A 24,473-nucleotide genomic window follows, 5' to 3' on the forward strand; every position below is an offset into this window, starting at 1 on the left:
GAACCATGGTCTCGAAAGTCTCCGTCAAGCGGCGTGCGGGACGTGTTCGCCGGAAGATCAAGGCGGTCTCCAATGGCCAGCCCCGTCTTTCGGTCTACCGTTCCTCCAAGAACATCTACGTCCAGGTTATCGACGACGCCAAGGGCCACACGCTCGCGGCCGCCTCGACCCTCGACAAGGATCTCAAGGGCCAGATCAAGACCGGTGCCGATTCCGCTGCTGCTGCAGCCGTTGGCAAGCTGGTTGCCGAGCGGGCCAAGAAGGCAGGCGTAGAGGAAGTGGTCTTCGACCGCGGTCCTTACCTCTTCCACGGTCGCGTCAAGGCACTTGCCGACGCAGCCCGCGAAGGTGGCCTGAAGTTCTAAACCGTTCGGGCGTTCCCTGAAGGGAGCGCCCGGATCATCATTATCAACCCCGTGCTTCCGGAAAAGAACAAGGAAAAGGGCAATGGCACAAGGACGTAGGGACGATCGCCGCGAGCGCGAAGAGCGCGACAGCGAATTCGTCGACAAGCTTGTACATATCAATCGCGTCGCCAAGGTGGTGAAGGGCGGCCGTCGTTTCGGCTTCGCTGCACTCGTCGTGGTCGGCGATCAGAAGGGCCGCGTCGGCTTCGGTCATGGCAAGGCGCGCGAAGTGCCGGAGGCCATCCGCAAGGCCACCGAGAGCGCCAAGCGCGACATGGTTTTCGTTCCGCTGCGTGGCGGCCGTACGCTGCATCACGACGTTTCGGGCCGTCATGGCGCCGGCCGTGTTCTCCTGCGTGCTGCAAAGCCCGGTACCGGCATCATTGCCGGCGGCCCGATGCGCGCCGTTTTCGAGACGCTCGGCGTTCAGGACGTGGTGGCGAAGTCGCTCGGCTCCTCGAACCCCTACAACATGGTTCGTGCCACTTTCGATGCCCTGAAGCATCAGTTGCATCCCAAGGACGTTGCTGCACAGCGCGGCATTAAATATTCCACGCTCCAGGCGCGCCGCGGCGCTGCTGCAGGCGGCGAGGAATAAGGATCACGGCAGATCGGCCCGTTTACTGACGGGCTTTGATCGCCAGGTTTGCAAGGATTGATGAACATGGCAGAGAAGAAGAAGGGCAAGACGGTCACCGTTGAACAGATCGGCAGCCCGATCCGCCGCCCGGCCAGCCAGCGCCAGACGCTGATCGGCCTTGGTTTGAACAAGATGCACCGTCGTTCCACGCTGGAGGACACCCCGTCCGTGCGCGGCATGATCGCGTCGGTGCAGCATCTCGTCCGCGTCGTGGACGAGGCCTGAGGATCCCAGGAGCGATATTATGAAACTGAATGAACTCAGGGATAATGAAGGCGCCACCAAGTCGCGCAAGCGCGTCGGCCGTGGCATTGGCTCCGGCACCGGCAAGACCGGTGGCCGCGGTGTGAAGGGTCAGAAGTCACGCTCAGGTGTGTCCATCAACGGCTTTGAGGGTGGTCAGATGCCACTCTACCGCCGTCTGCCCAAGCGCGGCTTCAAGAACATCTTCGGCAATGACTTCAATGAAGTCTCGCTCGGCCGCATCCAGGCCGCCATCGATGCGAAGAAGCTTGACGGCAAGGGCGTGATCGATGTGGCTGCACTGGTTTCCGCGGGTGTTCTGCGCCGCGCAAAGGACGGTGTTCGCGTTCTCAGCGACGGCGAGCTGAAGGCCAAGGTGACGCTCGAAGTCGCCGGTGCCTCCAAGGCGGCCGTCGAGAAGATCGAGAAGGCCGGCGGAACGGTCAAACTGCTCGAAGCAGCGGCCAAGGCCGAGTAATCCGATCCACAGGCGGCGGGCGATTGTCCGCCGCTTGCATCTATGCCTGTCAGACCCTATTTCGGGTTTTCGACACCGTGTGCCCGTATCGATTCGATAATCTGCGGGGGCATGACGAAGCGGAGAATTCTTCATGGCATCGGCAGCGGAACAGCTTGCGTCCAACCTCAATTTCGCGGCCTTCGCGAAGGCCGAGGATCTCAAGAAACGCATCTGGTTCACGCTCGGCGCGTTGCTGGTTTACCGGCTTGGCACTTACATCCCGATGCCGGGCATCAACCCTGACGCCTTTGCGCAGGCCTTCCAGCAGCAGTCTGGCGGCGTCCTGGGCATGTTCAACATGTTCGCCGGTGGCGCGGTCGAGCGCATGGCGATCTTCGCGCTCGGCATCATGCCGTATATTTCCGCCTCCATCATCATGCAGCTCATGACGTCGGTCGTGCCGTCGCTCGAGCAGCTGAAGAAGGAAGGCGAGCAGGGCCGCAAGGTCATCAACCAGTACACCCGTTACGGCACGGTCATTCTTGCGACGGTTCAGGCTTATGGCATCGCCGTGGGTCTGGAGGGCGGCGCGAATATCGTTGCCGATCCGGGCTGGTTTTTCCGCATTTCCGCCGTCATCACGCTTGTCGGCGGCACCATGTTCCTGATGTGGCTCGGTGAGCAGATCACCGCTCGCGGCATCGGCAACGGCATCTCGCTCATCATTTTCTCCGGTATCGTGGCCGGTCTTCCGTCCGCCATTGGCGGCACGCTGGAGCTTGGCCGCACCGGCGCGCTGTCCACCGGGCTGATCCTTGCGATCATCGTGCTGGTGGTTGCAGTCATTGGCGTGATCGTGTTCTTCGAGCGTGCCCAGCGCCGTCTTCTGATCCAATACCCGAAGCGTCAGGTGGGCAACCGCATGTTCCAGGGCGATACCTCGCACCTGCCGCTCAAGCTCAACACCGCCGGTGTGATCCCGCCGATCTTCGCATCGTCGCTGCTCCTCCTGCCGGCGACTGTGGCGGGCTTCTCCGATACCACGCAGCTGCCCGGCTGGGCGTCGACCATGCTGGCCTCGCTTGGCCACGGCCAGCCGCTGTTCATGTTCCTTTACGCTGCGCTCATTGCATTCTTCGCGTTTTTCTACACGGCCATCGTGTTCAACCCGAAGGACACCGCCGATCAGTTGAAGAAGCATTCCGGCTTCATTCCAGGCTATCGTCCTGGCGAGCGCACCGCAGAGTACATTGACTATGTTCTGACGCGCATCACGGTGATCGGTGCAATCTATCTTGTTTTGATCTGTCTGCTGCCCGAATTCCTGATTTCGGCCACCGGCGTTCCCTTCTATCTCGGCGGCACGTCGCTGCTGATCGTGGTGAGCGTCACGCTCGACACGGTTGCGCAGATGCAGGGTCACCTCATTGCCCATCAGTATGAGGGGCTGATCAAGAAATCCAAATTGCGTGGGGGTAAGAGGGGACGATGAGGCTTATACTTCTTGGACCGCCGGGAGCGGGTAAGGGCACGCAGGCCCAGCGGCTGGTCGAGAAGCACGGCGTTCCGCAGCTATCCACGGGTGACATGTTGCGGGCCGCGGTTGCGGCTGGAACGGAAGTCGGCAAACGCGCGAAAGCAGTGATGGATGCCGGGGAGCTGGTGTCGGACGAGATCGTAAACGCGATCGTTGCAGAACGTATCGATCAGCCCGATTGTGCGAACGGTTTTATTCTCGACGGATATCCGCGCACTCTTGCGCAGGCTGATGCCGTTGAGGCGATGCTGGCCGAACGCGAAGTCAAGCTTGACGCGACCATCGAGCTGGTGGTCGATGACGCGGCCCTGGTAGGGCGCATCGAAAAGCGCGCACAGGATGCCATCGCCGCCGGTCAGACACCGCGCAAGGATGACAATGCCGCAGTCTTCGACGAGCGGCTGCGCGAATATTACAAGAAGACCGCAGCGCTGATCGGCTACTACCATGCCAAGGGATTTCTGCGGCGCGTCGATGGAATGAAGTCCATCGACGAGGTGACGGCGGAGATCGAGCAGGTCCTCGCGTCACTTTGAGCCGGTGCATTCTCCGGCGGTGCTTGACTGTGTGGCGTTTATCGATTAATGCCACTCGGTCTCCTGATCGAACGAGTCGTTGGTCGGGCCGTCAGGCTCGGCCTTCTTGTTTGTAGGAACAATCATCTCCCGCAAGGGCCGGCCTCCACCGGACGCGGGCAAACGAAGCGCCGGGAAACCGGCTCACATGGAGAAGAAGATGGCCCGTATTGCAGGCGTCAATATTCCGACCAACAAGCGCGTCGTGATCGCGCTCCAGTATATCCACGGCATCGGTCCCAAGACCGCCGGGGATATCGTCAAGCAGGTCAACATTCCGCTCGAGCGCCGCGTCAGCGAGCTCACCGATGCCGAGATCCTCGCCATCCGCGAAACGATCGACCGCGATCTGCGTGTTGAAGGCGATCTTCGCCGCGAAGTTTCGATGAACATCAAGCGTCTGATGGACCTGGGCTGCTACCGCGGTCTGCGTCACCGTCGTTCGCTTCCGGTCCGCGGTCAGCGCACGCACACCAATGCGCGCACCCGCAAGGGCCCTGCCAAGGCAATCGCCGGCAAGAAGAAGTAATTGAGTGAGTAGCGAATAGCGAATAGCGAATAGAAGCCGATCTTGTTTCTACTCGCTACTCGCTAACCACTATTCGCTTCTCCAGGTGGAGCCGCTGGTGTTACGGCGGTGTAGAGATCGACTGAAAGGAAGATTATGGCCAAGGAAGCCGCACGCGTTCGGCGTCGCGAACGTAAGAATATCTCGTCGGGTGTTGCTCACGTCAATTCGAGCTTCAACAACACGATGATCACCATCACGGACGCACAGGGCAATGCCATTGCCTGGTCGTCTGCAGGCGCACAGGGCTTCAAGGGCTCGCGTAAGTCGACGCCGTTTGCCGCCCAGGTTGCTGCCGAGGATTGCGCTCGCAAGGCTGCCGAGCATGGCATGCGCACGCTTGAGGTTGAGGTTTCCGGCCCCGGTTCGGGTCGTGAATCCGCGCTTCGCGCGCTGCAGGCTGCCGGCTTCACCATCACCTCGATCCGTGATGTGACGCCGATCCCGCACAATGGCTGCCGTCCGCGCAAGAAGCGCCGCGTCTAGCAAGAGTTTTTGCCGCAAGAGCGCTACGGCGCTCCTCTGCGGTTTCCAGGACGCCCGTCACGAATGGATGGTGGCGGGGTAACGGAAGGAACCCGGAATGATCCAGAAGAACTGGCAAGAGCTTATCAAGCCGAACAAGGTCGAGTTTTCGTCCAAGGGCCGCACCGTCACCACGCTGGTGGCTGAGCCTCTTGAACGTGGCTTCGGGCTGACGCTCGGCAACGCACTGCGTCGCGTTCTGCTGTCGTCGCTGCGCGGCGCGGCTGTGACCGCGGTGCAGATCGACGGCGTGCTGCACGAATTCTCGTCGATCCCCGGCGTGCGTGAGGATGTGACGGACATCGTCCTGAACATCAAGGAAATCGCACTCTCCATGGAAGGCGAGGGCCCCAAGCGCATGGTCGTGCGCAAGCAGGGACCGGGTGCCGTGACGGCTGGCGACATCCAGACCGTGGGCGATGTGGAAGTCCTCAACCCCGATCACGTGCTGTGCACGCTGGACGAGGGCGCGGAAATCCGCATGGAGTTCACCGTCGACAACGGCAAGGGCTATGTCCCGGCTGACCGCAACCGTGCAGAAGATGCGCCGATCGGGCTTATTCCGGTCGACAGCCTCTACTCGCCGGTCAAGAAGGTCTCTTACAAGGTTGAGAACACCCGCGAGGGTCAGGTTCTCGACTATGACAAGCTGACCATGACCATCGAGACCAACGGTTCGGTGACGGGCGAGGACGCAGTGGCTTTTGCCGCGCGCATCCTGCAGGACCAGCTGGCGCTGTTCGTCAACTTCGAAGAGCCGCAGAAGGAGCAGCCCGCCGAACAGGTGGCTGAGCTTGCTTTCAACCCGGCGCTTCTCAAGAAGGTGGACGAGCTGGAGCTTTCGGTTCGCTCTGCAAACTGCCTGAAGAACGACAACATCGTGTATATCGGCGACCTGATCCAGAAGACGGAAGCCGAGATGCTGCGCACGCCGAACTTCGGCCGCAAGTCGCTCAACGAAATCAAGGAAGTGCTGGCCTCGATGGGGCTCCACCTCGGCATGGAAGTCGAGGATTGGCCGCCGGAAAACATCGAAGAACTCGCCAAGCGTTACGAAGACCAATACTAGGCCCGTAAAGCCCGCCAAGTTCGGGCGACGGGGATTGAAGGAGAAAGGCCATGCGTCACGGAAAATCCGGCCGCAAGCTGAACAGGACGGCAAGCCACCGCAAGGCGCTCTTTGCCAACATGGCGGCTTCGCTGATCGAACACGAACAGATCGTCACCACTCTGCCGAAGGCGAAGGAACTTCGCCCGATCGTGGAAAAGCTGGTGACGCTCGGCAAGCGCGGCGACCTGCATGCCCGCCGTCAGGCTATCTCGGCCATCCGCGACGAGAGCCTTGTCAAGCGCCTGTTCGACACGCTCGCTCCGCGCTACGCAGAGCGCAATGGCGGCTACACCCGCATCATGAAGGCCGGCTTCCGCCACGGCGACAATGCGCCGATGGCCGTCATCGAGTTCGTTGACCGCGATGTCGAGGCGAAGGGCGCTGCAGACCGTGCGCGTCTCGAAGCCGAGGGCGGCAACGAAGAGGCCGAAGCCGCATAATTTTGCGCGCCTTGAGCACACTTGAAAAAAGGGGCTTCGCGGCCCCTTTTTTGTTGCGCAGAATCACGGCTTTGATGGGCTCGCGCCTTTCAATATGCACAATGCTCTGAGAAAACCGGCTTGGGTCTTCACACGATCACCTGCATTCTCCCAAAACGGATAGAGGCAAGGCATATGCGGATGCGTTCTGTTTTCTCAAGGGTAGCTCTTCTTGTGTTTGCTGCTGTGGTTGTCGCCACTGGTTCGGTTCTTGCACAGGAGAGCGGGAGCGGGACCCTGCGGGGATTTCTTTCTGATCTTCTGAAAGGAGAGGGGCAAAAGCAGCTTGTCGCGCCGCAGCGCGATACGCCAGAACGTCGTGTGCCGTTCGGGCAGGGGGAGATTCAGCTTTCTTTCGCACCGCTCGTCAAGGAAACATCGCCGGCCGTGGTGAATGTCTATGCCTCGTCGACCGTTCAGGTGCGCTCGCCCTTCATGGGCGACCCCTTCTTCGAGCAGTTTTTCGGGCGACCGCAAATGCCGCCCCGTGTCCGCTCTTCACTCGGCTCCGGTGTGCTTGTCGACCCTAGCGGCGTGATTGTGACCAACAACCACGTCATCAGCGACGCCGATGAGGTGAAGGTTGCACTGGCGGATGGACGCGAGTTCGAGAGCGAGATACTGCTGAAGGACAAGGCGCTTGATCTCGCAGTGTTGAAGATCTCTGGCGATGATGCATTTCCCGCCGTTCGGCTGGGCGATTCCGATACTCTCGAAGTGGGCGATCTGGTGCTTGCCATCGGAAATCCGTTCGGTGTCGGGCAGACGACGACGAGCGGCATTGTTTCCGCGCTCGCGCGCAGCCATGTCGGTGTGTCGGATTTCGGTTTCTTCATCCAGACGGATGCGGCGATCAATCCGGGCAATTCCGGCGGTGCGCTGATCGACATGCGCGGCCAGGTGATCGGCATCAACACGGCCATTGTCAGCCGCAGCGGCGGCTCCATTGGCATTGGATTTGCCATTCCCGCCAACATGGTCCGGGCGGTGGTCAATGCCGCGCTTTCCGGTGCCGATACGTTCGAAAGGCCGTTTTTCGGCGCTTCGTTTGATCCCGTAACCGCTCAGATTGCCGAGGCACTTGGCATGGAGCGTCCCGTTGGCGCACTCGTACGCGAGATTGCGCCCGATAGCCCTGCCGAGCGTGCCGGCCTGCGCCCGGGCGATGCGGTGGTGGCCATGGATGGAGCAGACATTCAGCATCCCGATGCGCTCGAATATCGCCTTGTTACGCACCCGCTCGAAGAGAAGGGTGTGATCAGGGTGCTGCGCGACGGGACGACGCTCGAGTTGAACTTTAAACTCGAAAGGCTCTCCGATGGTGAGGATGCGAAGCCTGTCACGTTGGACGGGCGCGGCCCATTTGCCGGTGCTGCGATCGCCACGCTCGCTCCGCGCCTGGCCCAGCGCCTGAAACTGCCTTTGAACAAGAAAGGCGTCGTTGTGCTGGAGGTCGACCGGCGCTCGCCCGCAGCCAGTGTGGGTCTGCGGCCGGGCGACATCATCCGCGAGGTCAACGGCATCGAAATCGAGGACAGCGAAACGATGCAGGTCGTGGCCCGGGATACCGGGCGCCGCTGGGACTTTGCTGTTGAGCGGGATGGCCGCATATTGCGTCAACGTCTGCGCTTTTGAGCTTGGATTCGATGAATGACCGATGAGTGATCTGTTCGCCACTGCCGAAGATAGCGGCTCGAATGTGAGCCGCCCGCTTGCCGACCGGCTGCGCCCGAAAAAGCTCGAGGAAGTGGTGGGGCAGGAGCACCTGACCGGCGATGACGGTGTGCTTACCCGCATGATCGCGAGCCGCTCGCTCGGCTCGCTGATCTTCTGGGGGCCGCCCGGCACCGGCAAGACCACGGTTGCCCGTCTCCTTGCCGGTGAGACAGAGCTGGCCTTTGAGCAGATATCAGCGATCTTCTCAGGCGTTGCCGATCTCAAAAAGGTGTTGGAGGCTGCGCGGCTCCGGCGCAGCCAGGGCAGACAGACGCTTCTTTTCGTGGACGAAATCCATCGTTTCAACCGCTCACAGCAGGATTCTTTCCTGCCAGTGATGGAAGATGGCACCGTGGTCCTCGTCGGGGCGACGACTGAAAACCCTTCCTTTGAGCTCAACGCTGCTCTTCTGTCGCGTGCGCGTGTGCTGAACTTCAACACGCTTGGACCAGAAAGCCTTATGCGGCTTCTTGAGCGTGCGGAGGCACTGGAAGAAAAACCCCTGCCGCTGGACGAGGAAGCGCGGGCCGTGCTTGTGCGCATGGCCGATGGCGATGGGCGCGCCTCTCTGACCCTTGCCGAAGAGGTCTGGCGCGCCGCCCGCGAAGGCGAGGTGTTCGATGCCGAGGGGCTGCAGCGTGTCGCCCAACGCCGCGCGCCCGTCTATGACAAGGGCCAGGACGGGCATTACAATCTCATCTCGGCGCTGCACAAGTCCGTGCGCGGTTCCGATCCCGATGCCGCGCTCTATTATCTGTGCCGCATGTTCGATGCGGGCGAACACCCGCTTTACATCGGTCGCCGGCTTGTGCGCATGGCTGTGGAAGACATCGGCCTTGCGGACCCGCAGGCTCTTGGCATCGCCAATGCAGCCAAGGATGCCTACGAATATCTCGGTTCACCGGAAGGGGAACTGGCCCTCGCGCAGGCCTGCGTCTATCTGGCGACCGCGCCCAAGTCGAACGGCGTTTACACGGCCTTCAAGCAGGCCTTTGCCGATGCAAAGGCAAATGGATCCCTGCTGCCGCCCAAGCACATCCTCAACGCACCGACCAAGCTCATGAAGGAGACCGGCTACGGTGCCGGTTATGCCTATGATCACGACCAGCCGGATGCGTTCTCCGGGCAAAACTACTTTCCCGAAGAGATGGGGCGCCGGCGCTACTACGATCCGCCCGAACGGGGTTTTGAGCGCGAGATCCGCAAGCGGCTCGACTATTGGGCGCGACTGCGCAAGGAACGGGGAGAGCCGTGATGTCGAGGGTTGTTGATTTTTGCGCAGCTTCTGCGAAAAGGTCGCCATGAACCATCTGCTGATCGTTGCCGCCGGAGGGGCAGTCGGCGCGAGCCTGAGACACCTGACCGGCCTTGCTGCCATGCGCCTTCTGGGGATCGGCTTTCCGTGGGGAACGCTGACGGTCAATCTCGTCGGGTCTTTCATCATGGGCGTGTTTGTCGAGTGGCTGGCCCGGCGCGCGGGCGCGTCGACGGAATTGAGGCTTTTCGTGGCAACAGGATTGCTCGGCGGGTTCACGACCTTCTCCGCCTTTTCGCTCGATGTTGCCGGTTTGTGGGAACGGGGCGAGGGGCTGCTGGCCGTGTCCTATGTGGTTGTCAGCGTTTGCGGTGCGATTGCAGCGCTGTTCGCCGGCCTTTATCTGGTTCGGCATTTCGCCTGAGGCGATGTTTTAAATGGATGGGTGAAATGGCCGGCGTACAGCAGATCGAAGTGGACAAGGACGAGAGCGGAATGCGGCTGGACCGGTGGTTCAAAGCCCATTTTCCCGGTCTCGGCTTCGGGCATTTGCAGAAACTCCTGCGCTCCGGGCAGATCCGTGTAAGCGGAAGCCGTGCCAAGGCCGATACCCGGCTTGAGCCGGGGCAGATGGTGCGCGTGCCGCCGCTCGATGTGGATCGCAAGGGGGACGGACAGGCGACAGCGCACAGCCTGCGCAACACCGGCGATGGCGAAGCGCTGATGCAGATGCTGCTCTACGAAGACCCGAAGGTTTTCGTCTTCAACAAGCCGGCCGGTCTTGCCGTGCAGGGCGGCTCCGGTGTGAACAGGCACGTCGACGGTATGCTGGAAGCCCTGCGCAACAAGAAGGGCGAAAAGCCGCGCCTGGTGCATCGCCTCGACCGCGACACGTCGGGTGTGCTCGTGGTGGCGCGCACCCGTCAGGCGGCCATGCGGCTTGCCGAAGCGTTTCGCGCGCGCGAGACGAAAAAGATCTACTGGGCACTGGTGAAGGGTGTTCCAAACAGGGACGAGGCGCGCATCTCCACTTGGCTTGCCAAGGAGCAGACGCCAGACGGTGACCGCATGCGCGTGGTCAAGCATGGCGAGCCCGATTCCGATCACGCGGTTTCAAATTACCGGGTGGTGGAGCGGGCCGGTTCCGCTCTCTCCTGGCTCGAGATGGAACCCTACACAGGGCGCACCCACCAGCTTCGCGTTCATGCTGCCTATATCGGATGCCCGATCATCGGCGACCCGAAATATTTCGAGGCGGACCAGAACTGGGAATTTCCCGGGGGCATCCAGAAGCGACTTCATCTGCATGCCCGCCGCATCGTTATCCCGCATCCGGGTGGGGGCAAGATCGACGTGACTGCGCCGCTGCCGCCGCATATGCGCCAGAGCTGGAATCTTCTTGGCTTCGACGAAGCCTCCGCCGAGGATGGTGCATGACCACGCTTCCCGCCGGCGCCGCTTCAGTCCGGCGCGATGCAATCGATGCCTTCGCCACCATTGTCATGCTTGGGCTGACCCTGACATGGGGCGTCAACCAGGTGGCGATCAAGCTGGCCAATATCGGCTTCAACCCGATGCTGTCCATGTTTCTGCGCTCGGCGGTGGCCACTCTGCTCGTCTTCCTTTGGTGCCGATACAGGGGCATTCGCCTGTTCGAGCGCGACGGGACGCTCTGGCCCGGGATTCTGGCCGGTCTCCTGTTCGGTCTGGAGTTCATTCTGGTCTTCTTCGGCCTCGATTACACATCGGCGGCACGCGGTGCCCTGATGCTCAACACGATGCCATTCTGGGTGCTCGTCGGCGGCCACTTCTTCCTTGGGGAGAAGATGTCAGCACTCAGGTTCGGCGGGCTTCTGCTTGCTTTTGCCGGAGTGGTTCTTGTCTTCTCCGATAATCTCAGCCTGCCGGGACCGGATGCACTTTTCGGCGATGTCTTATGTCTTGTCGCAGGCATTGCCTGGGCTGCAACCATCGTCGTCATCAAGCAGTCCAGCCTGTCGAACGCTGGTGCGGAAAAGACGCTGCTTTATCAGCTCTCCGTTTCCGCGCTGCTTGCGATCCCCTTCATTCCCTTTGGAGGGCCGCTCTTGCGCGAAGTCAGTACCCTGGCGACGGGAGCGCTGGTGTTCCAGGCAGTGTTTGTCGTCTCGTTCACGTATCTTGTCTGGTTCTGGCTGATGCGGCGCTACCCGGCGTCGGGGCTGTCGAGTTTCACCTTTCTCACACCCGTTTTCGGCGTTCTGTCGGGTGGTCTTCTCCTGGGCGAACCCCTGACGCTCAAAATCCTTCTGGCGCTTTGCCTGATCGTACTCGGGCTGACCGTGGTCAATCGGCCACGTCGCCGGGTGATTCCAGGTTAGCCAAATTGCAAACACACACTATATGAAGACCCATGCGTGACCTTCTGAACGATCTCGAAAGCGGAAAGACCCCGGCGGAGCTCGATCCCGTCCGGCGGGCACAGAGTGCCATCCGGAAGCCGCTGCCAAAGCGTTTTTACAAAAACGTTTCAGTGGCGCCCGAGGAGGATGGTGGTTTTGCCGTCCACCTTGACGGAAAGGCCGTGCGGACGCCAGGTGCAAGTGCTGTGCGCTTGCCAAATGAAGCGACAGCGCTTCTGGTGGCCGGCGAGTATCAGGCACAGGGTGAGCATATCGATCCTGCAACCATGCCTGTGACACGACTCGTCAACACGGCGATAGACGGGGTTGCCGTTCACGCTCAGGCTGTCCTGGAAGATGTCCTGCGTTACGCCACCGGCGATCTCGTCTGCTACCGTGCGCCATCGCCGGAGCGTCTGGTGGCACTGCAGGCAGAGGCTTGGGATCCGGTTCTGGACTGGGCGCAGCAGCATATGGGCGCGCATTTCGTGCTCGCCGAAGGGGTCATCCATGTGGAGCAGCCCCGGGAGGCGATCGCCGCAGTCAGCGCATATTTGCGCCAGAAGAACGAGCCATACCGTCTGGCCTGCCTGCACGTGATGACGACGCTGATGGGATCTGCGCTGCTTGCACTGGCCGTAGAGGCGCAAGCGCTGGAGCCGCGGGCAGCGTGGAAAGCCGCTCATGTGGATGAGGACTGGAACATTTCGCTGTGGGGCGAAGACAGTGAAGCCGCGCAGCGGCGCTCCGCCCGCGAGCGCGACATGATGTCAGCGGCGACGCTGCTTTCTGCACTCGATTGAGCCGGGGCAGGGGCGTTACCGGCCCCTGTCTCAGTTGCCGCCGAACATCTGATAGAGAACGCCTGCGATCTCGCTTTCGAGCGGGAACGAGAGCATGCCCATGACCGAGTAGCCGAGCAGCCAGGGCATCAGATAGAACCGGATCATAAAGAAGAACCACGCCACATAGACCGGCACCAGCGGCTCCAGCAGGAAGCCCGGCGTCACGGGACGGAAGAGTTTCAGGATCGGGTTCGTCACGCGCACGAAGAAGCGCATGAAGAAGAAGCTTGAATCTTCCGGCAGGAAAATGTTCATGGCCGCGCGCCCGATCAGCGTCCACATGATGACGCCAAGGATGTAGTCGAGCGCCAGCACCCAGAATGGAAATGCAGCCATTGTTTCGGGCATGGAGTGCCTCCCCGGACATGATTAGGGGGCGGGTTTTCCCGCCCCCGTTTTCGGAGCCTAGAGCATCGGACCGAAAAGCGGAATCCGGTTTTCGGGTTATCCCGGTGCTCCGTCAATCGTTTGGATCGCCATGCGTCCGGATGGGCGCACGGCGGTCTTGCACGGATCAGTGCTTGGCAGACAGAATGGCCGGGCCTGTCGGCACACGGGTTTCTTCCACCATGCGCTGGATTTCTTCGTCGGGGGCGGGCGTCAGCAGGGTGACGACCACCATCGAGACCAGGCTAACGGCCATGCCCACTATGCCAAAGCGGAGATGGTCGATGCCGAACCATGGCGTTCCTCCGGTGTAGACATAGTAGAGATAGAGGCTGCCTGCGGTGAAACCCGCTGCCATACCGGCAACCGCGCCGGCCCGGTTGGCCCGTTTCCACCACACACCGAGGGCGAGCGGGAAAAACAGACCGGAACAGGCGAAGCAGAATGCCCAGGCCACGGCACCGAGAATGCCGGTGAGTTGGAGAGACGCGATCAACGCGCCCAGCGCACCGATGCCGACAAGCAGAACGCGCGCGACAATCAACCGGATGGCCGTGTCAGCCTTTGGATCGATGATCTTGTAATAGAGATCGTGGCTGAGGGCGTTTGCGATGGCCAGGAGAAGGCCGTCCGCAGTGGACATGGCTGCCGCCATGCCGCCGGCTGCAACGAGACCGGAAATCACATAGGGCAGGCCCGCGATTTCAGGGGTGGCCAGAACGACGATGTCGGGCCGCATGAAGAACTCGTTGAGCTGCAGGATGCCGTCACCATTCTGATCCGCGATGGCGAGGAAGCCAACGCTTGCCCAGTTCTGGATCCATGCCAGTGAAGCCACTTCCTCGAACGGTTTGCCGATGATCGCCGTTGGCAGATTCGGATCGAGAAGCTGCAGCTTGGTGAGCGTGGCGAGGGCCGGGGCTGTGAAGTAAAGCAGGAAGATGAACAGCAGCGACCATGCGACCGACTTGCGCGCCGAACGAACGGTCGGCGTCGTGAAGTAGCGCATCAGGATGTGGGGCAGGGAAGCCGTGCCGCACATCATGCACAGAGCAAGCGTGATGAACTTCCACTCTGCATAGTCACCCACCGGGCCGGTGTGCGGCGTGGTGAGCACCGAAAGGCCGGCGATGGCTTCTGCCGGCGGGTTTAGCCCATACTGCGCCTCAAGCTGCGTCATGGTGGACGCCGCTTCGCCATAGGTGAAGTGCGGGATCAGACCGAAACCCTGCGCATTCGACATCCAGATGACCGGCACGAGATAGGCGATGATCAGCACGATGTACTGCGCCACCTGGGTCCAGGTGACGGCGCGCATGCCGCCCAGCATGGAGCAGAGCAGAATGCCCAGCAGCCCGAACCACACGCCGTAGGAGAATGGAATGTGCAGGGCGCGCGCGGCGATGGTGCCGGTTGCGTTGATCTGCGCCGTCACATAGGTGAACGAAGCAACGACCAGAACGATCACGGCGCACAGGCGCGCAAGATTGCCGCCGTAGCGTGTGCCGATGAAGTCGGGCACCGTATAGCAGCCGAACTTGCGCAGATAGGGCGCCATCAGCGAATTGACGAGCACATAGCCACCCGTCCAGCCGACGATGAAGGCCATGTAGCCGTAGCCGCCGAAATAGACGCCGCCTGCAAGGGCAACGAAGGATGCGCCCGACATCCAGTCGGCCGCAGTTGCCATGCCGTTGTAGACGGCCGGCACCTGCCGTCCCGCCACATAATAGGCATCGACCTCCATGGTCCGCGACAGCCAGCCGATGATGGCATAGATCGCGATGGTGAAGGCAACGAACAGAATGCCGATCGTGTCGGCGCCGACGCCAAGCTGTTCCAGAACCGCCATCAAGAGGATGAAGGCAAGGAAGCCGCCGGTGTAGATTGCATACACCCGGCCGATATTGTCGATGAACCGTCCCTGTATCAAAGCCATGCCGGTTCCTCCCTATTCTTCTTCGCCGAAGCCGAATTCGTCGTCGATGGCATCCTGGCGCCAGTTCTGCACCCAGATGATGACGACAAAGGCGATGAGCGAACCCTGGGCGATCATGTAGTAGCCGAAGGGAAAGCCAAGAAACGTGAATTGATTGAGTGTCGAAACCATTGCTGGAACGACAAGTGCGAAGAACGCCCACAGGGCCAGAACCACAATTGTCAGGTTCCTGGTCTTGGCCCAGTAACGATCCCTCACATCATCTGCGTTGTTAGCGGACATGGTGTCCTCCTCCCTAAGAACGTCAGCGACGAAAGTCGTTAACTGCCGCCATTGCGGTTCTATGGATTAGGAATCACAATGGCATGTCTCAAGCATTGGGCATCTTCTGATCAATGGAAATCGAGACATTGGTCGTATGACGGGAGGACGTGTCTTATGGGTGTTGCCTGGTCCAGGGGGATGGCATTCCTGCGCGAAGCGGCTGGGCGTCTCAGTTTGCGGCGGGACAATAGCGTAATCGACGATATCCCGTCCCTATGCAGTTTCGTTGCGACACGCTCTTCATTCGTGGCTCAGAAGAAGCTTTACGGATATCTGAAAGCCCGCATGGGCACACGCTATCCGTCCATGTTCGAAGACGACGTGTTCATCGGTTCCATCAACATTGCCAAGCTCCACGTTTTCGCGGCCTGCCTGTCCGACCTTACCGTTCACGCGGTTGCCAAGATTGGGGCCGAAGGCGCCCTGAGCCAGGATGAGGCCAGCGCACTCGCCCGTCATTGCCATGCAGCGGGGCTGGCCCAAAACGCCGAGGCGCTGCCTGATGCGCAAATCGTGGAAGACTGGCGGGAGCGATTTCACGATCGCATCGCCGATCTGCACTGGCAGAATGCGGCAACCAGTGGCGACTGTTTTTCGGAAAGTCCGAAGGCGCTGTTCAAATGGGCGCCGATTGCCGATGAACTGAAACGCTTCGACCGGGAGATTGTCGAAAACTCGATCCGCTTCGCCTTTGGTGAGGTGACGCGCGCATTTCGGGAACGTGCGGACCTTTCCGCTTTGGCGCGGGACTGGCAAAGCCGCAGCACCAGAGGCTGAAATAAAAAGGGCCCCGTCCGAAGACGGAGCCCTGATCACCCCAACAGATGCAATCAAACGGAGTAGTACATCTCGAACTCGACCGGGTGCGGCGTCATTTCGTAGCGCAGCACTTCCGCCATTTTCAGCTCGATATAGGCGTCGATCTGATCGTCGTCGAACACGCCGCCTGCCTTCAGGAAGCCGCGGTCCTTGTCGAGGCTCATGAGCGCTTCGCGCAGCGAGCCGCAGACCGTCGGCACCTTTTTCAGCTCCTTCGGCGGCAGGTCATAGAGATCCTTGTCCATGGCCTGGCCGGGATGGATCTTGTTCTTGATGCCGTCAAGGCCTGCCATCAGCATGGCGGCAAAAGCGAGGTAGGGGTTCGCGCCCGGATCGGGGAAGCGGACCTCGACACGCTTGGCTTTCGGCGAGGAGCCGAACGGGATGCGGCATGAAGCGGAGCGGTTGCGGGCCGAATAGGCAAGCAGAACCGGTGCTTCGAAGCCCGGAACCAGACGCTTGTAGGAATTGGTGATCGGGTTGGTGAAGGCGTTGATCGCCTTGGCGTGCTTGATGATGCCGCCGATATAGTAGAGGCAGTTCTCCGACAGGCCGGCGTATTCATTGCCGGCGAAGGTCGGCTTGCCTTCTTTCCAGATCGACTGGTGCACATGCATGCCCGAACCGTTGTCACCATAGACGGGCTTGGGCATGAAGGTTGCGGTCTTGCCGTAGGCATTGGCCACCTGGTGGACGCCGTATTTGAACTTCTGGACGCTGTCGGCGCTTTTCAGAAGCGTCTCGAACTTGATGCCCAGCTCATGCTGTGCCGCACCCACTTCGTGGTGGTGCTTTTCAACGATAACGCCCATTTCGGTCAGAACCGTCAGCATTTCGGAACGCATGTCCTGTGCCGAATCGATCGGCGGAACCGGGAAGTAACCGCCCTTTACGCGCGGACGGTGGCCCAGATTGCCCGTTTCATAGTCCGCATCGTCATTGGTGGGAAGCTCGCTGGAATCAAGCTTGAAGCCGGTGTTGTACGGATCGGCCTTGTACTTCACGTCATCGAAGATGAAGAACTCCGGCTCGGGGCCGACATAAACCGTGTCGCCAATGCCCTCGGACTTGAGAAAGGCTTCCGCCTTCTTTGCCGTGCCGCGCGGGTCGCGGTTATAGGCCTCGCCGGAGATCGGATCGAGAATGTCGCAGAAAATCGCCATCGTCGACTGGGCGAAGAACGGATCCATGTGAGCCGTGTCGGGCTCGGGCATGAGCACCATGTCGGACTCGTTAATGGCTTTCCAGCCGGCAATGGACGAGCCGTCGAACATGACGCCGTCGGCGAACATGTCCTCATCCACGGCGGAGACATCCATGGTGACGTGCTGCAGCTTGCCTTTGGGATCGGTGAAGCGCAGATCGACAAACTTCACGTCGTTTTCCTTGATCTGCTTCATGATGTCTTGTGCAGTGGTCATATTCGCCTTCCTATTTGCGATGGTCTTGCCTGATGATCCCGGAGGTCTTCCGGGAAAGAGAATGGTTTGGGGATCAAACGGCGTCGGCGCCGGTCTCGCCGGTGCGGATGCGGATGACTTCTTCCACATTTGTCACGAAAATCTTGCCGTCGCCGATACGCCCGGTCTGGGCGGCCTTGCGGATCGCCTCGATCGCGGCGTCCACGGTCTCGTCCGGGAGCACGACTTCGATTTTCACCTTCGGGAGAAAATCGACGACATATTCGGCCCCGCGATAAAGCTCGGTATGCCCCTTCTGGCGACCGAAACCCTTGGCCTCGATCACGGTTATGCCCTGAAGGCCGATTTCCTGAAGAGCTTCCTTAACTTCGTCGAGCTTGAACGGTTTGATGATCGCTTCGACCTTTTTCATGCCTCAGTGGCCTCCAAATGAGTTCAGGAACGGTGATCCCGCGCCCCTTGTTGCTCCGGTTCGGTTGAAGCACGAAACATGCCAACTCGTGCGGGAGCCTTGCATGAAGCGTGCCAGTCGCTGCATTCTGTGTCCGCACGGGCGAAATCGCGTGGATTGTTCGGGCAGCGACATGTCAGGTCGGGCCTCCGGAGCTTATCAAGGAACCATGCGGTGTGCTGCGCAGTTTGCGACTTGCCTAAAAAATATGCAATGCGCCGAAGAAAGCGGCAAGGTCGATGGGTTTGGAAATTCTGACACCTGAAGAAATGGGCAGCGTGGACCGCAATGCGATCGCTGCCGGGCCTCTCGACGGCTATGGCCTGATGCAGAACGCGGGTGCGGTGGTGCTTGCTGCGATCCTTGAACGTTTCGCCGAGGCGGAGGGATTTCTGGTTCTGTGCGGCCCGGGCAACAACGGTGGCGATGGTTATGTCGTTGCCCGCCTGCTTGCGGAGCGGGGTGTCCAGGTCCGGCTGTTTGCCGAAACCGAACCGGCGGCGGGCAGCGATGCGGCCAGGGCGCGCAGGGATTGCCCTGTTGAACCGAAGCCGTATTCGGAGTTCGAACCCGTTGAGCGATGGCTTGTGGTGGATGCGCTGTTCGGCGCTGGTCTGTCGAAGCCTGTCGAAGGGCGCGAGGCTGCAATCATAGAACGGGTGCGCACCAGCGGGCTCTCCGTGGTGTCGATCGATTTGCCGTCCGGCGTTTCCGGGCTTACCGGGAAGCCGCTTGGCGCTGCGCTCCAGGCGGATCTGACCGTGACCTTCTTCCGCAAGAAGCCGGGGCATGTGCTCGTGCCTGGCCGGCAGATGTGCGGTGTGCTTCTTGTCGCGGATATCGGCATAGCCGAAACAACGCTGGATCGAGCCGAATGGAACACGTGGGAAAACCGACCCGCGCTGTGGCGGGCGGCCTTGCCGGAGATCGGCATCAGCGCCCACAAATATTCGCGCGGGCATGTGGCCGTCATATCCGGCGGCGCCACGTCCACGGGAGCGGCGCGTCTTGCAGCGCGGGGTGCGGCGCGGGCGGGGGCGGGCGCCGTGACCGTGCTTTCACCCGCAAACGCGCTCTCCGTCAACGCAATGCATCTGACCTCGATCATGCTGCGCAAGGCCGATACGGTGGACGAACTGGAGGCGTTCCTGCGTGATCGCGCGCCTTCCGGTGCAGTGCTGGGGCCAGGGGCAGGAACAGGCGAGCGGACGCGAGGTTTTGCGCGCAGCCTTCTCGATCAGGTGGACGATGTGGGCGGGCTGGTTTTCGATGCGGACGCAATCACCGCCTTTCGCGGCGATCCGGAGACGCTTTTCGCCATGATCAAGGCCTCCGCCGCGCAGGTCGTTCTGACACCGCACGAAGGCGAATTCGGGCGCCTGTTTGCAGGTCTTGAAGATGCGCCGGAGGTCTCGAAAGTGGAGCGGGCCCGGGAGGCAGCCATGCGATCCGGTGCAACAATCGTGCTCAAGGGACCGGATACGGTGGTTGCGGCGCCCGACGGGCGGGCAGCCATCAATGTGAACGCAACGCAGCACCTGGCCACAGCCGGGTCAGGCGATGTCCTGTCCGGAATCGTGGCTGGTCTGATGGCACAGAGGATGCCGGCATTTGAAGCAGCCTGCGCGGGTGTCTGGCTTCATGCGGAGGCCGGCGGAGTGTTCGGCCGAGGGCTTATCGCCGAAGATCTGCCCGAGATGCTGCCCCGGGTTCTGCAGTCTCAGTTCCCGGAACATGTCCGCTGAAAGGTCGAAGCGAGCGGGACGTACCGGCGGGGAGAAACGAACGGGGTGTACCCGGCTGTGGAAGAAAAGTGGGGGCTACACAGACGGCTCGACCCGCCGTCGCCGCGTTGGAGGATTTTGCAGTCAGTTTTTTCCACCTGACTGCAACATACTTCAGTAACGGCGCATCAATCCAACCAGACGCCCCTGAACCTTGACCCGGTCGGGGCCGAAAATCCGCGTTTCATAGGCCGGGTTTGCAGCTTCAAGGGCAATCGACGCGCCTTTGCGGCGAAAGCGTTTCAGGGTTGCTTCTTCCTGATCCACCAGCGCGACCACGATCTCGCCCGGATTGGCGGTCTGGGTTTCGCGGATGATGACGGTATCGCCGTCGAAGATCCCCGCCTCGATCATGGAATCGCCCCTGACCTCCAGCGCGTAATGATCGCCGCCGCTCAGCATGTCCGGGGGGACGGCGATGGAATGTGTCTGGTGCTGAATGGCGTCGATGGGAACGCCGGCAGCGATGCGCCCCATCACCGGCACGGAGACGACGCCAGCCAGACCGTCATCATTGCTGGCGGCGGGTTTTGGCTGGGGCGAGGGGGCTTTGCCGAGGCTGCCTTCAATGACGCTGGGCGAGAATTTGCGTGCGCCGGGGTTCAGGCCGGGAGCAATCGAATCGGGGAGGCGCAGAACTTCCAGTGCGCGAGCCCGATTGGGAAGCCGGCGAATGAAGCCACGCTCCTCGAGCGCGGTGATCAATCGATGAATGCCGGATTTCGAGGCAAGGTCCAGCGCTTCCTTCATTTCATCGAAGGAGGGCGGAATTCCTGTCTCCTTCAGCCGCTCGTGGATGAACAGGAGAAGTTCGTGCTGCTTGCGGGTCAGCATGGGCGCCACCGAGAATCAGTTAAAAACAAAACCAGAACATACTCTATATGTTCCAGTTGTGTTCCGCAACTCCCGGCATTTGTGTGCGGTTTACCGGGGCTACGGCGCCGCGAACAGCGCCTTGGCACCATCGGCGACGAACTGCACGGCGAGCGCGGCCAGTATAACGCCGAGAAGGCGTGTCAGGATCGAGCGTCCTGTCTCGCCGAGGAAGCGGTCGACGCGCTCGGCAAGCGTGAAGACGGCGTAGGTGATGACGATCGTTGTCGCCAGGATTGCCAGCAGTGTCGCGCTTCCGGCCAGTCCGCCGAAGGAACCCGAGAGCAGAACGGTGGCCGAAATCGCGCCGGGACCGGCTATCAGGGGGATCGCCAGCGGAAAGGCGGCGATGTTTCGGATCATGTCACGGGTGATGGCGCGCTCGGCGCTCTTCTCATGGCGTTCCTGGCGGCGCTCGAAGATCATTTCGAAGGCGATGAAGAAGAGCAGCAGGCCGCCCGCCACGCGGAAAGCGGGAAGTGTGATCCCGAACACGGAGAGTATGGCGCTGCCGGCCACGCCGAAGAGAGCGAGGACCGCGAAGCCGATGATCGCCGCCCGAACGGCGACCTGATTGCGCTCCGACCGGTTCATGCCCACCGTCAGGGCGAGAAAGAGCGGGGCGAGGCCTGGCGGGTCCACGGTCACGAGCAGTGTGACAAAGGCATTGAATACGGTCTCGTAGCCTAGCATGAGGTCCTCCCTTGCAACTGTCTAGCCCAGTCGGGAGGCTTCGGAAAAGACCCGAATGTGTCTCCTGGCGGGCGGTCTGCGGCAATTTGTCAGTGAAATCATTCACAGACCTTCCATATGCATCTGAAATTGCGTTGGATTTCCCCGGCTTCAATCGCTGCTCTGATTGGAGAATCAGCGGCGCTTCATATATAAGAAGTCAGTGATTCCTTATTCTGTGTGTGACACGATTTGACTGACCAGACGACGCCGACCGGACCGGGCGAGCCCGACGACATCGAGCCGATTTCCATCATCGAGGAGATGCAGCGCTCCTATCTCGATTACGCGATGAGCGTGATCGTGAGCCGCGCTCTTCCGGATGCGCGCGACGGGTTGAAGCCGGTGCACCGGCGCATTCTCTATGCCTCGCACGAGAGCGGCTACCACTGGAACCGCAAGTATGTGAAATCGGCGCGCCCGGTCGCCGACGTCATGGGTAAATACCACCCCCATGGCGATGCGGCGATCTATGATGCGCTGGTGCGCATGGCGCAGGACTGGTCCATGCGCCTTCCACTCATCGACGGTCAGGGCAATTTCGGCTCCATCGACGGCGATCCGCCGGCGGCCATGCGCTACACCGAGTCGCGGCTCACCAAAGGCGCTCACGAGCTTCTGGAAGACATCGACAAGGAAACGGTCGATTTTCAGGACACGTATGATGGCTCCTCCAGCGAGCCAAAAGTGCTGCCCGCACGCTATCCGAACCTTCTGGTCAATGGTTCCGGCGGTATCGCGGTCGGCATGGCGACCAACATTCCGCCGCACAATTTGTCGGAAGTCATCAATGGCTGTGTGGCCATGATCGACAATCCGGCGATCAGCCTGCCCGAGCTGCAGGAGCTGATCCCGGGCCCCGATTTCCCGACCGGCGGTCTCATCCTCGGGCGGTCCGGCATCCGCAGCGCCTACGAGACAGGCCGCGGCTCGATCATGATGCGCGGCAGGGTGGCCATCGAACCCGCCCGCAACGACCGCGAAGCCATCATCATCACGGAGATCCCCTATCAGGTTAACAAGGCCTCGATGATCGAGAAGATGGCCGAACTGGTGCGCGACAAGCGCATCGAGGGCATCTCCGACATCCGCGACGAAAGCGACCGACAGGGCTATCGCGTCGTGGTCGAGCTGAAGCGCGACGCTGTCGCCGATGTCGTGCTAAACCAGCTTTATCGCTTCACGCCGCTGCAGACCTCCTTTGGCGCAAACATGGTCGCGCTCAACGGCGGCAAGCCGGAGCAGATGAACCTGCTCGATCTCCTGAAGGCCTTTGTCCACTTCCGCGAGGAAGTCGTCAGCCGGCGTACGAAATATCTTCTGCGCAAGGCGCGCGACCGTGCGCATGTGCTGGTCGGTCTCGCCATCGCCGTCGCCAATATCGACGAGGTGATCAAGCTTATCCGTCATGCGCCCGACCCGCAGACGGCGCGCGAACAGCTGATGGAGCGCCGCTGGCCGGCGGAGGATGTCGAAGCCCTCATTCTCCTGATCGATGATCCGCGCCACCGCATCAACGACGATGGCACCTATAATCTGTCGGAAGAGCAGGCGCGTGCGATCCTCGAACTGCGCCTGCAGCGTCTGACGGCGCTCGGGCGCGATGAAATCGCCGACGAACTGAACCAGATTGGCGCGGAAATCAGCGATTATCTGGAAATCCTGTCGTCGCGGGCGCGTATTCAGCAGATCGTCAAGGACGAGCTCATCGCCGTGCGCGACGAGTTCGGCACACCGCGTCGCTCCGAGATCACCGAAGGTGGTGCGGACCTGGACGACGAAGACCTGATCCAGCGTGAGGAAATGGTCGTCACCGTCACACGCAAGGGCTATATCAAGCGCGTGCCCCTCTCCATCTACCGGGCGCAGGCGCGCGGCGGCAAGGGCCGTTCGGGCATGTCGACCAAGGACGAGGATTTCGTCACGCGGCTGTTTGTGGCCAACACGCACACGCCCATTCTGTTCTTCTCCTCGCGCGGCATCGTCTACAAGGAAAAGGTCTGGCGCCTGCCGGTTGGTACGCCGCAATCCGTCGGCAAATTCCTGCGCAACATGCTGCCGCTCGAGGAGGGCGAGAGCATCACGACGATCATGCCGCTGCCGGAGGACGAGGAGAGCTGGGGCGCGCTCGACGTCATGTTCGCCACCACGCGTGGCACGGTGCGTCGCAACAAACTGTCCGATTTCGTCCAGGTCAACCGCAATGGCAAGATCGCCATGAAGCTGGATGACCCGAGCGACGAGATTCTCGGGGTTTACACCTGCACGGAAGACGACGACGTGCTTCTGACCGCAGCGTCGGGCCAGTGCATCCGCTTCTGCGTCACAGATGTGCGCGTCTTTGCCGGTCGCAATTCGATCGGCGTGCGCGGCATCAATCTCGCTGATGGCGACCGTGTGATTTCCATGGCGATCCTCTCGCATGTCGAGGCAAGTCCGGCCGCACGCGCCGCCTATCTCAAGCAGGCGGCAGCGGAGCGCAGACAGGCAAGCGGCGAAGATGAAGACATTGCCCTCACCAATGAGGAACTCGGCGAAGAGGAAAGCCTGACACCTGAACGCTATGAGGAGCTCAAGGCGCGCGAGCAGATGGTGCTGACCGTCAGCGAATTCGGCTATGGCAAGCGTTCTTCAAGCTATGATTTCCGGGTCACCGGCCGTGGCGGCAAGGGCATTCGTGCGACGGATGTCGCCAAGACCGATGAGATCGGTCCTTTGATTGCGGCGTTCCCGGTGGAGCAGGATGATCAGATCATGCTGGTTTCGAATGCGGGCCAGGTCATTCGTGTTCCGGTTGACGGTATCCGCATCGCCAGCCGCGCCACGAAGGGCGTGACGATCTTCAATACGGCCAAGGGCGAGAAGGTGGTTTCGGTCGAGCGCATTTCCGACACGCAGACCGAAGAGGAAGAAATCGCCTCTGCCGATGACGCCGCCAACGGAGAGGCGAGCGACCAGAATGGGGATGGCGCTGCCGAGTGACCGGCCTGCGGCATCCCCG

General features: G+C 61.1%; 26 protein-coding genes. 19 read left to right on the plus strand and 7 right to left on the minus strand.

Translation table 11 applies throughout. The features are described from left to right. Positions 1–5 precede the first annotated feature (5 nt). From rplR to KUG85_RS02655, 16 genes are all read left to right on the plus strand, one after another. Complete coding sequence (rplR, locus tag KUG85_RS02580; protein ID WP_007009530.1) at positions 6–365, plus strand: 50S ribosomal protein L18; 360 nt, start codon at positions 6–8, stop codon at positions 363–365. Positions 366–447: 82 nt separating this feature from the next. Continuing rightward, on the plus strand, positions 448–1,005 hold the full coding sequence (rpsE, locus tag KUG85_RS02585) for a 30S ribosomal protein S5 (RefSeq protein WP_007009531.1): 558 nt from the start codon (positions 448–450) through the stop codon (positions 1,003–1,005). Between the two features lie 66 nt (positions 1,006–1,071). Next, positions 1,072–1,272: a 50S ribosomal protein L30 gene (gene rpmD / locus KUG85_RS02590; RefSeq protein ID WP_007009532.1), complete on the plus strand. Its 201-nt coding sequence runs from the start codon at positions 1,072–1,074 to the stop codon at positions 1,270–1,272. A gap of 19 nt (positions 1,273–1,291) precedes the next feature. Next, positions 1,292–1,768 carry a 50S ribosomal protein L15 gene (rplO, locus tag KUG85_RS02595; RefSeq protein WP_065815257.1) on the plus strand — a complete coding sequence of 159 codons (477 nt, stop codon included), beginning with the start codon at positions 1,292–1,294 and terminating at the stop codon, positions 1,766–1,768. 133 nt (positions 1,769–1,901) lie between these two features. Further along, positions 1,902–3,242, plus strand: a complete 1,341-nt coding sequence (gene secY, locus KUG85_RS02600) for a preprotein translocase subunit SecY (protein ID WP_025030951.1) — start codon at positions 1,902–1,904, stop codon at positions 3,240–3,242. Then, positions 3,239–3,823 carry an adenylate kinase gene (locus KUG85_RS02605; RefSeq protein WP_065815258.1) on the plus strand — a complete coding sequence of 195 codons (585 nt, stop codon included), beginning with the start codon at positions 3,239–3,241 and terminating at the stop codon, positions 3,821–3,823. Before secY ends, KUG85_RS02605 begins: the two co-directional genes overlap by 4 nt. A gap of 199 nt (positions 3,824–4,022) precedes the next feature. Beyond that, complete coding sequence (rpsM, locus tag KUG85_RS02610; RefSeq protein WP_007009536.1) at positions 4,023–4,391, plus strand: 30S ribosomal protein S13; 369 nt, start codon at positions 4,023–4,025, stop codon at positions 4,389–4,391. Positions 4,392–4,526: 135 nt separating this feature from the next. Next, positions 4,527–4,916: a 30S ribosomal protein S11 gene (rpsK, locus tag KUG85_RS02615; RefSeq protein ID WP_007009537.1), complete on the plus strand. Its 390-nt coding sequence runs from the start codon at positions 4,527–4,529 to the stop codon at positions 4,914–4,916. Between the two features lie 97 nt (positions 4,917–5,013). Next, the gene (locus tag KUG85_RS02620) at positions 5,014–6,024 is read left to right on the plus strand and encodes a DNA-directed RNA polymerase subunit alpha (protein WP_065815259.1); all 1,011 of its coding nucleotides are present in this window, start codon (positions 5,014–5,016) and stop codon (positions 6,022–6,024) included. Positions 6,025–6,074: 50 nt separating this feature from the next. Further along, complete coding sequence (gene rplQ / locus KUG85_RS02625) at positions 6,075–6,506, plus strand: 50S ribosomal protein L17 (protein WP_007009539.1); 432 nt, start codon at positions 6,075–6,077, stop codon at positions 6,504–6,506. 174 nt (positions 6,507–6,680) lie between these two features. After that, positions 6,681–8,180: a DegQ family serine endoprotease gene (locus tag KUG85_RS02630; protein WP_223004026.1), complete on the plus strand. Its 1,500-nt coding sequence runs from the start codon at positions 6,681–6,683 to the stop codon at positions 8,178–8,180. Positions 8,181–8,202: 22 nt separating this feature from the next. Beyond that, positions 8,203–9,516, plus strand: a complete 1,314-nt coding sequence (locus KUG85_RS02635; protein ID WP_223004027.1) for a replication-associated recombination protein A — start codon at positions 8,203–8,205, stop codon at positions 9,514–9,516. Positions 9,517–9,562: 46 nt separating this feature from the next. Continuing rightward, complete coding sequence (gene crcB / locus KUG85_RS02640; protein ID WP_223004028.1) at positions 9,563–9,940, plus strand: fluoride efflux transporter CrcB; 378 nt, start codon at positions 9,563–9,565, stop codon at positions 9,938–9,940. Between the two features lie 26 nt (positions 9,941–9,966). Beyond that, entirely contained in the window at positions 9,967–10,953 is a 987-nt protein-coding gene (locus KUG85_RS02645; protein WP_223004029.1) for an RluA family pseudouridine synthase, read from the plus strand. Then, positions 10,950–11,876, plus strand: coding sequence for a DMT family transporter (locus tag KUG85_RS02650; RefSeq protein ID WP_223004030.1), 927 nt, complete (start codon positions 10,950–10,952; stop codon positions 11,874–11,876). The genes KUG85_RS02645 and KUG85_RS02650 overlap by 4 nt, the downstream gene beginning before the upstream one ends. A 32-nt stretch (positions 11,877–11,908) precedes the next feature. After that, on the plus strand, positions 11,909–12,700 hold the full coding sequence (locus KUG85_RS02655; protein ID WP_223004031.1) for an ATP12 family chaperone protein: 792 nt from the start codon (positions 11,909–11,911) through the stop codon (positions 12,698–12,700). Between the two features lie 30 nt (positions 12,701–12,730). Here KUG85_RS02655 and KUG85_RS02660 read toward each other — a convergent pair whose 3' ends face one another. The 3 genes from KUG85_RS02660 to KUG85_RS02670 form a co-directional block, all read right to left on the minus strand. Then, on the minus strand, positions 12,731–13,090 hold the full coding sequence (locus KUG85_RS02660; RefSeq protein WP_007009546.1) for a YggT family protein: 360 nt from the start codon (positions 13,088–13,090) through the stop codon (positions 12,731–12,733). Positions 13,091–13,256: 166 nt separating this feature from the next. Next, positions 13,257–15,068: a sodium:solute symporter family protein gene (locus tag KUG85_RS02665; protein WP_223004032.1), complete on the minus strand. Its 1,812-nt coding sequence runs from the start codon at positions 15,066–15,068 to the stop codon at positions 13,257–13,259. A 12-nt stretch (positions 15,069–15,080) separates the two neighbouring features. Then, a complete protein-coding gene (locus KUG85_RS02670; protein ID WP_065815265.1) occupies positions 15,081–15,350 on the minus strand; it encodes a DUF4212 domain-containing protein in 270 nt (89 codons plus the stop codon). Between the two features lie 288 nt (positions 15,351–15,638). On the opposite strand from KUG85_RS02670, the gene KUG85_RS02675 reads away from it, so the two are divergent. Further along, a complete protein-coding gene (locus KUG85_RS02675; protein WP_255606231.1) occupies positions 15,639–16,169 on the plus strand; it encodes a hypothetical protein in 531 nt (176 codons plus the stop codon). A 53-nt stretch (positions 16,170–16,222) separates the two neighbouring features. Here the strand turns inward: KUG85_RS02675 and glnA are convergent, their stop codons facing one another. Both glnA and KUG85_RS02685 read right to left on the minus strand, forming a co-directional pair. Further along, positions 16,223–17,632, minus strand: a complete 1,410-nt coding sequence (gene glnA / locus KUG85_RS02680) for a type I glutamate--ammonia ligase (protein WP_007009551.1) — start codon at positions 17,630–17,632, stop codon at positions 16,223–16,225. A gap of 73 nt (positions 17,633–17,705) precedes the next feature. Then, entirely contained in the window at positions 17,706–18,044 is a 339-nt protein-coding gene (locus KUG85_RS02685; RefSeq protein ID WP_007009552.1) for a P-II family nitrogen regulator, read from the minus strand. Between the two features lie 278 nt (positions 18,045–18,322). Here KUG85_RS02685 and KUG85_RS02690 point away from each other — a divergent pair, with 278 nt between their 5' ends. After that, the gene (locus KUG85_RS02690; RefSeq protein WP_223004034.1) at positions 18,323–19,828 is read left to right on the plus strand and encodes an NAD(P)H-hydrate dehydratase; all 1,506 of its coding nucleotides are present in this window, start codon (positions 18,323–18,325) and stop codon (positions 19,826–19,828) included. A 153-nt stretch (positions 19,829–19,981) separates the two neighbouring features. Here the strand turns inward: KUG85_RS02690 and lexA are convergent, their stop codons facing one another. Further along, positions 19,982–20,701: a transcriptional repressor LexA gene (gene lexA, locus KUG85_RS02695; protein ID WP_007009554.1), complete on the minus strand. Its 720-nt coding sequence runs from the start codon at positions 20,699–20,701 to the stop codon at positions 19,982–19,984. Positions 20,702–20,800: 99 nt separating this feature from the next. After that, positions 20,801–21,433, minus strand: coding sequence for a MarC family protein (locus KUG85_RS02700; RefSeq protein ID WP_223004035.1), 633 nt, complete (start codon positions 21,431–21,433; stop codon positions 20,801–20,803). A gap of 231 nt (positions 21,434–21,664) precedes the next feature. On the opposite strand from KUG85_RS02700, the gene gyrA reads away from it, so the two are divergent. Next, the gene (gene gyrA, locus KUG85_RS02705; RefSeq protein WP_223004036.1) at positions 21,665–24,454 is read left to right on the plus strand and encodes a DNA gyrase subunit A; all 2,790 of its coding nucleotides are present in this window, start codon (positions 21,665–21,667) and stop codon (positions 24,452–24,454) included. Positions 24,455–24,473: the final 19 nt, after the last annotated feature.

This window comes from Nitratireductor rhodophyticola (genome assembly GCF_019891355.1).
Lineage (GTDB): Bacteria > Pseudomonadota > Alphaproteobacteria > Rhizobiales > Rhizobiaceae > Nitratireductor > Nitratireductor rhodophyticola.

Coding starts and splice junctions, on each gene's coding strand:
- rplR (WP_007009530.1), top strand. CDS start 6: ATGGTCTCGAAAGTCTCCGTCAAGCGGCGTGCGGGACGTGTTCGCCGG.
- rpsE (WP_007009531.1), top strand. CDS start 448: ATGGCACAAGGACGTAGGGACGATCGCCGCGAGCGCGAAGAGCGCGAC.
- rpmD (WP_007009532.1), top strand. CDS start 1,072: ATGGCAGAGAAGAAGAAGGGCAAGACGGTCACCGTTGAACAGATCGGC.
- rplO (WP_065815257.1), top strand. CDS start 1,292: ATGAAACTGAATGAACTCAGGGATAATGAAGGCGCCACCAAGTCGCGC.
- secY (WP_025030951.1), top strand. CDS start 1,902: ATGGCATCGGCAGCGGAACAGCTTGCGTCCAACCTCAATTTCGCGGCC.
- KUG85_RS02605 (WP_065815258.1), top strand. CDS start 3,239: ATGAGGCTTATACTTCTTGGACCGCCGGGAGCGGGTAAGGGCACGCAG.
- rpsM (WP_007009536.1), top strand. CDS start 4,023: ATGGCCCGTATTGCAGGCGTCAATATTCCGACCAACAAGCGCGTCGTG.
- rpsK (WP_007009537.1), top strand. CDS start 4,527: ATGGCCAAGGAAGCCGCACGCGTTCGGCGTCGCGAACGTAAGAATATC.
- KUG85_RS02620 (WP_065815259.1), top strand. CDS start 5,014: ATGATCCAGAAGAACTGGCAAGAGCTTATCAAGCCGAACAAGGTCGAG.
- rplQ (WP_007009539.1), top strand. CDS start 6,075: ATGCGTCACGGAAAATCCGGCCGCAAGCTGAACAGGACGGCAAGCCAC.
- KUG85_RS02630 (WP_223004026.1), top strand. CDS start 6,681: ATGCGGATGCGTTCTGTTTTCTCAAGGGTAGCTCTTCTTGTGTTTGCT.
- KUG85_RS02635 (WP_223004027.1), top strand. CDS start 8,203: ATGAGTGATCTGTTCGCCACTGCCGAAGATAGCGGCTCGAATGTGAGC.
- crcB (WP_223004028.1), top strand. CDS start 9,563: ATGAACCATCTGCTGATCGTTGCCGCCGGAGGGGCAGTCGGCGCGAGC.
- KUG85_RS02645 (WP_223004029.1), top strand. CDS start 9,967: ATGGCCGGCGTACAGCAGATCGAAGTGGACAAGGACGAGAGCGGAATG.
- KUG85_RS02650 (WP_223004030.1), top strand. CDS start 10,950: ATGACCACGCTTCCCGCCGGCGCCGCTTCAGTCCGGCGCGATGCAATC.
- KUG85_RS02655 (WP_223004031.1), top strand. CDS start 11,909: ATGCGTGACCTTCTGAACGATCTCGAAAGCGGAAAGACCCCGGCGGAG.
- KUG85_RS02660 (WP_007009546.1), bottom strand. CDS start 13,090: ATGCCCGAAACAATGGCTGCATTTCCATTCTGGGTGCTGGCGCTCGAC.
- KUG85_RS02665 (WP_223004032.1), bottom strand. CDS start 15,068: ATGGCTTTGATACAGGGACGGTTCATCGACAATATCGGCCGGGTGTAT.
- KUG85_RS02670 (WP_065815265.1), bottom strand. CDS start 15,350: ATGTCCGCTAACAACGCAGATGATGTGAGGGATCGTTACTGGGCCAAG.
- glnA (WP_007009551.1), bottom strand. CDS start 17,632: ATGACCACTGCACAAGACATCATGAAGCAGATCAAGGAAAACGACGTG.
- KUG85_RS02685 (WP_007009552.1), bottom strand. CDS start 18,044: ATGAAAAAGGTCGAAGCGATCATCAAACCGTTCAAGCTCGACGAAGTT.
- KUG85_RS02690 (WP_223004034.1), top strand. CDS start 18,323: ATGGGTTTGGAAATTCTGACACCTGAAGAAATGGGCAGCGTGGACCGC.
- lexA (WP_007009554.1), bottom strand. CDS start 20,701: ATGCTGACCCGCAAGCAGCACGAACTTCTCCTGTTCATCCACGAGCGG.
- KUG85_RS02700 (WP_223004035.1), bottom strand. CDS start 21,433: ATGCTAGGCTACGAGACCGTATTCAATGCCTTTGTCACACTGCTCGTG.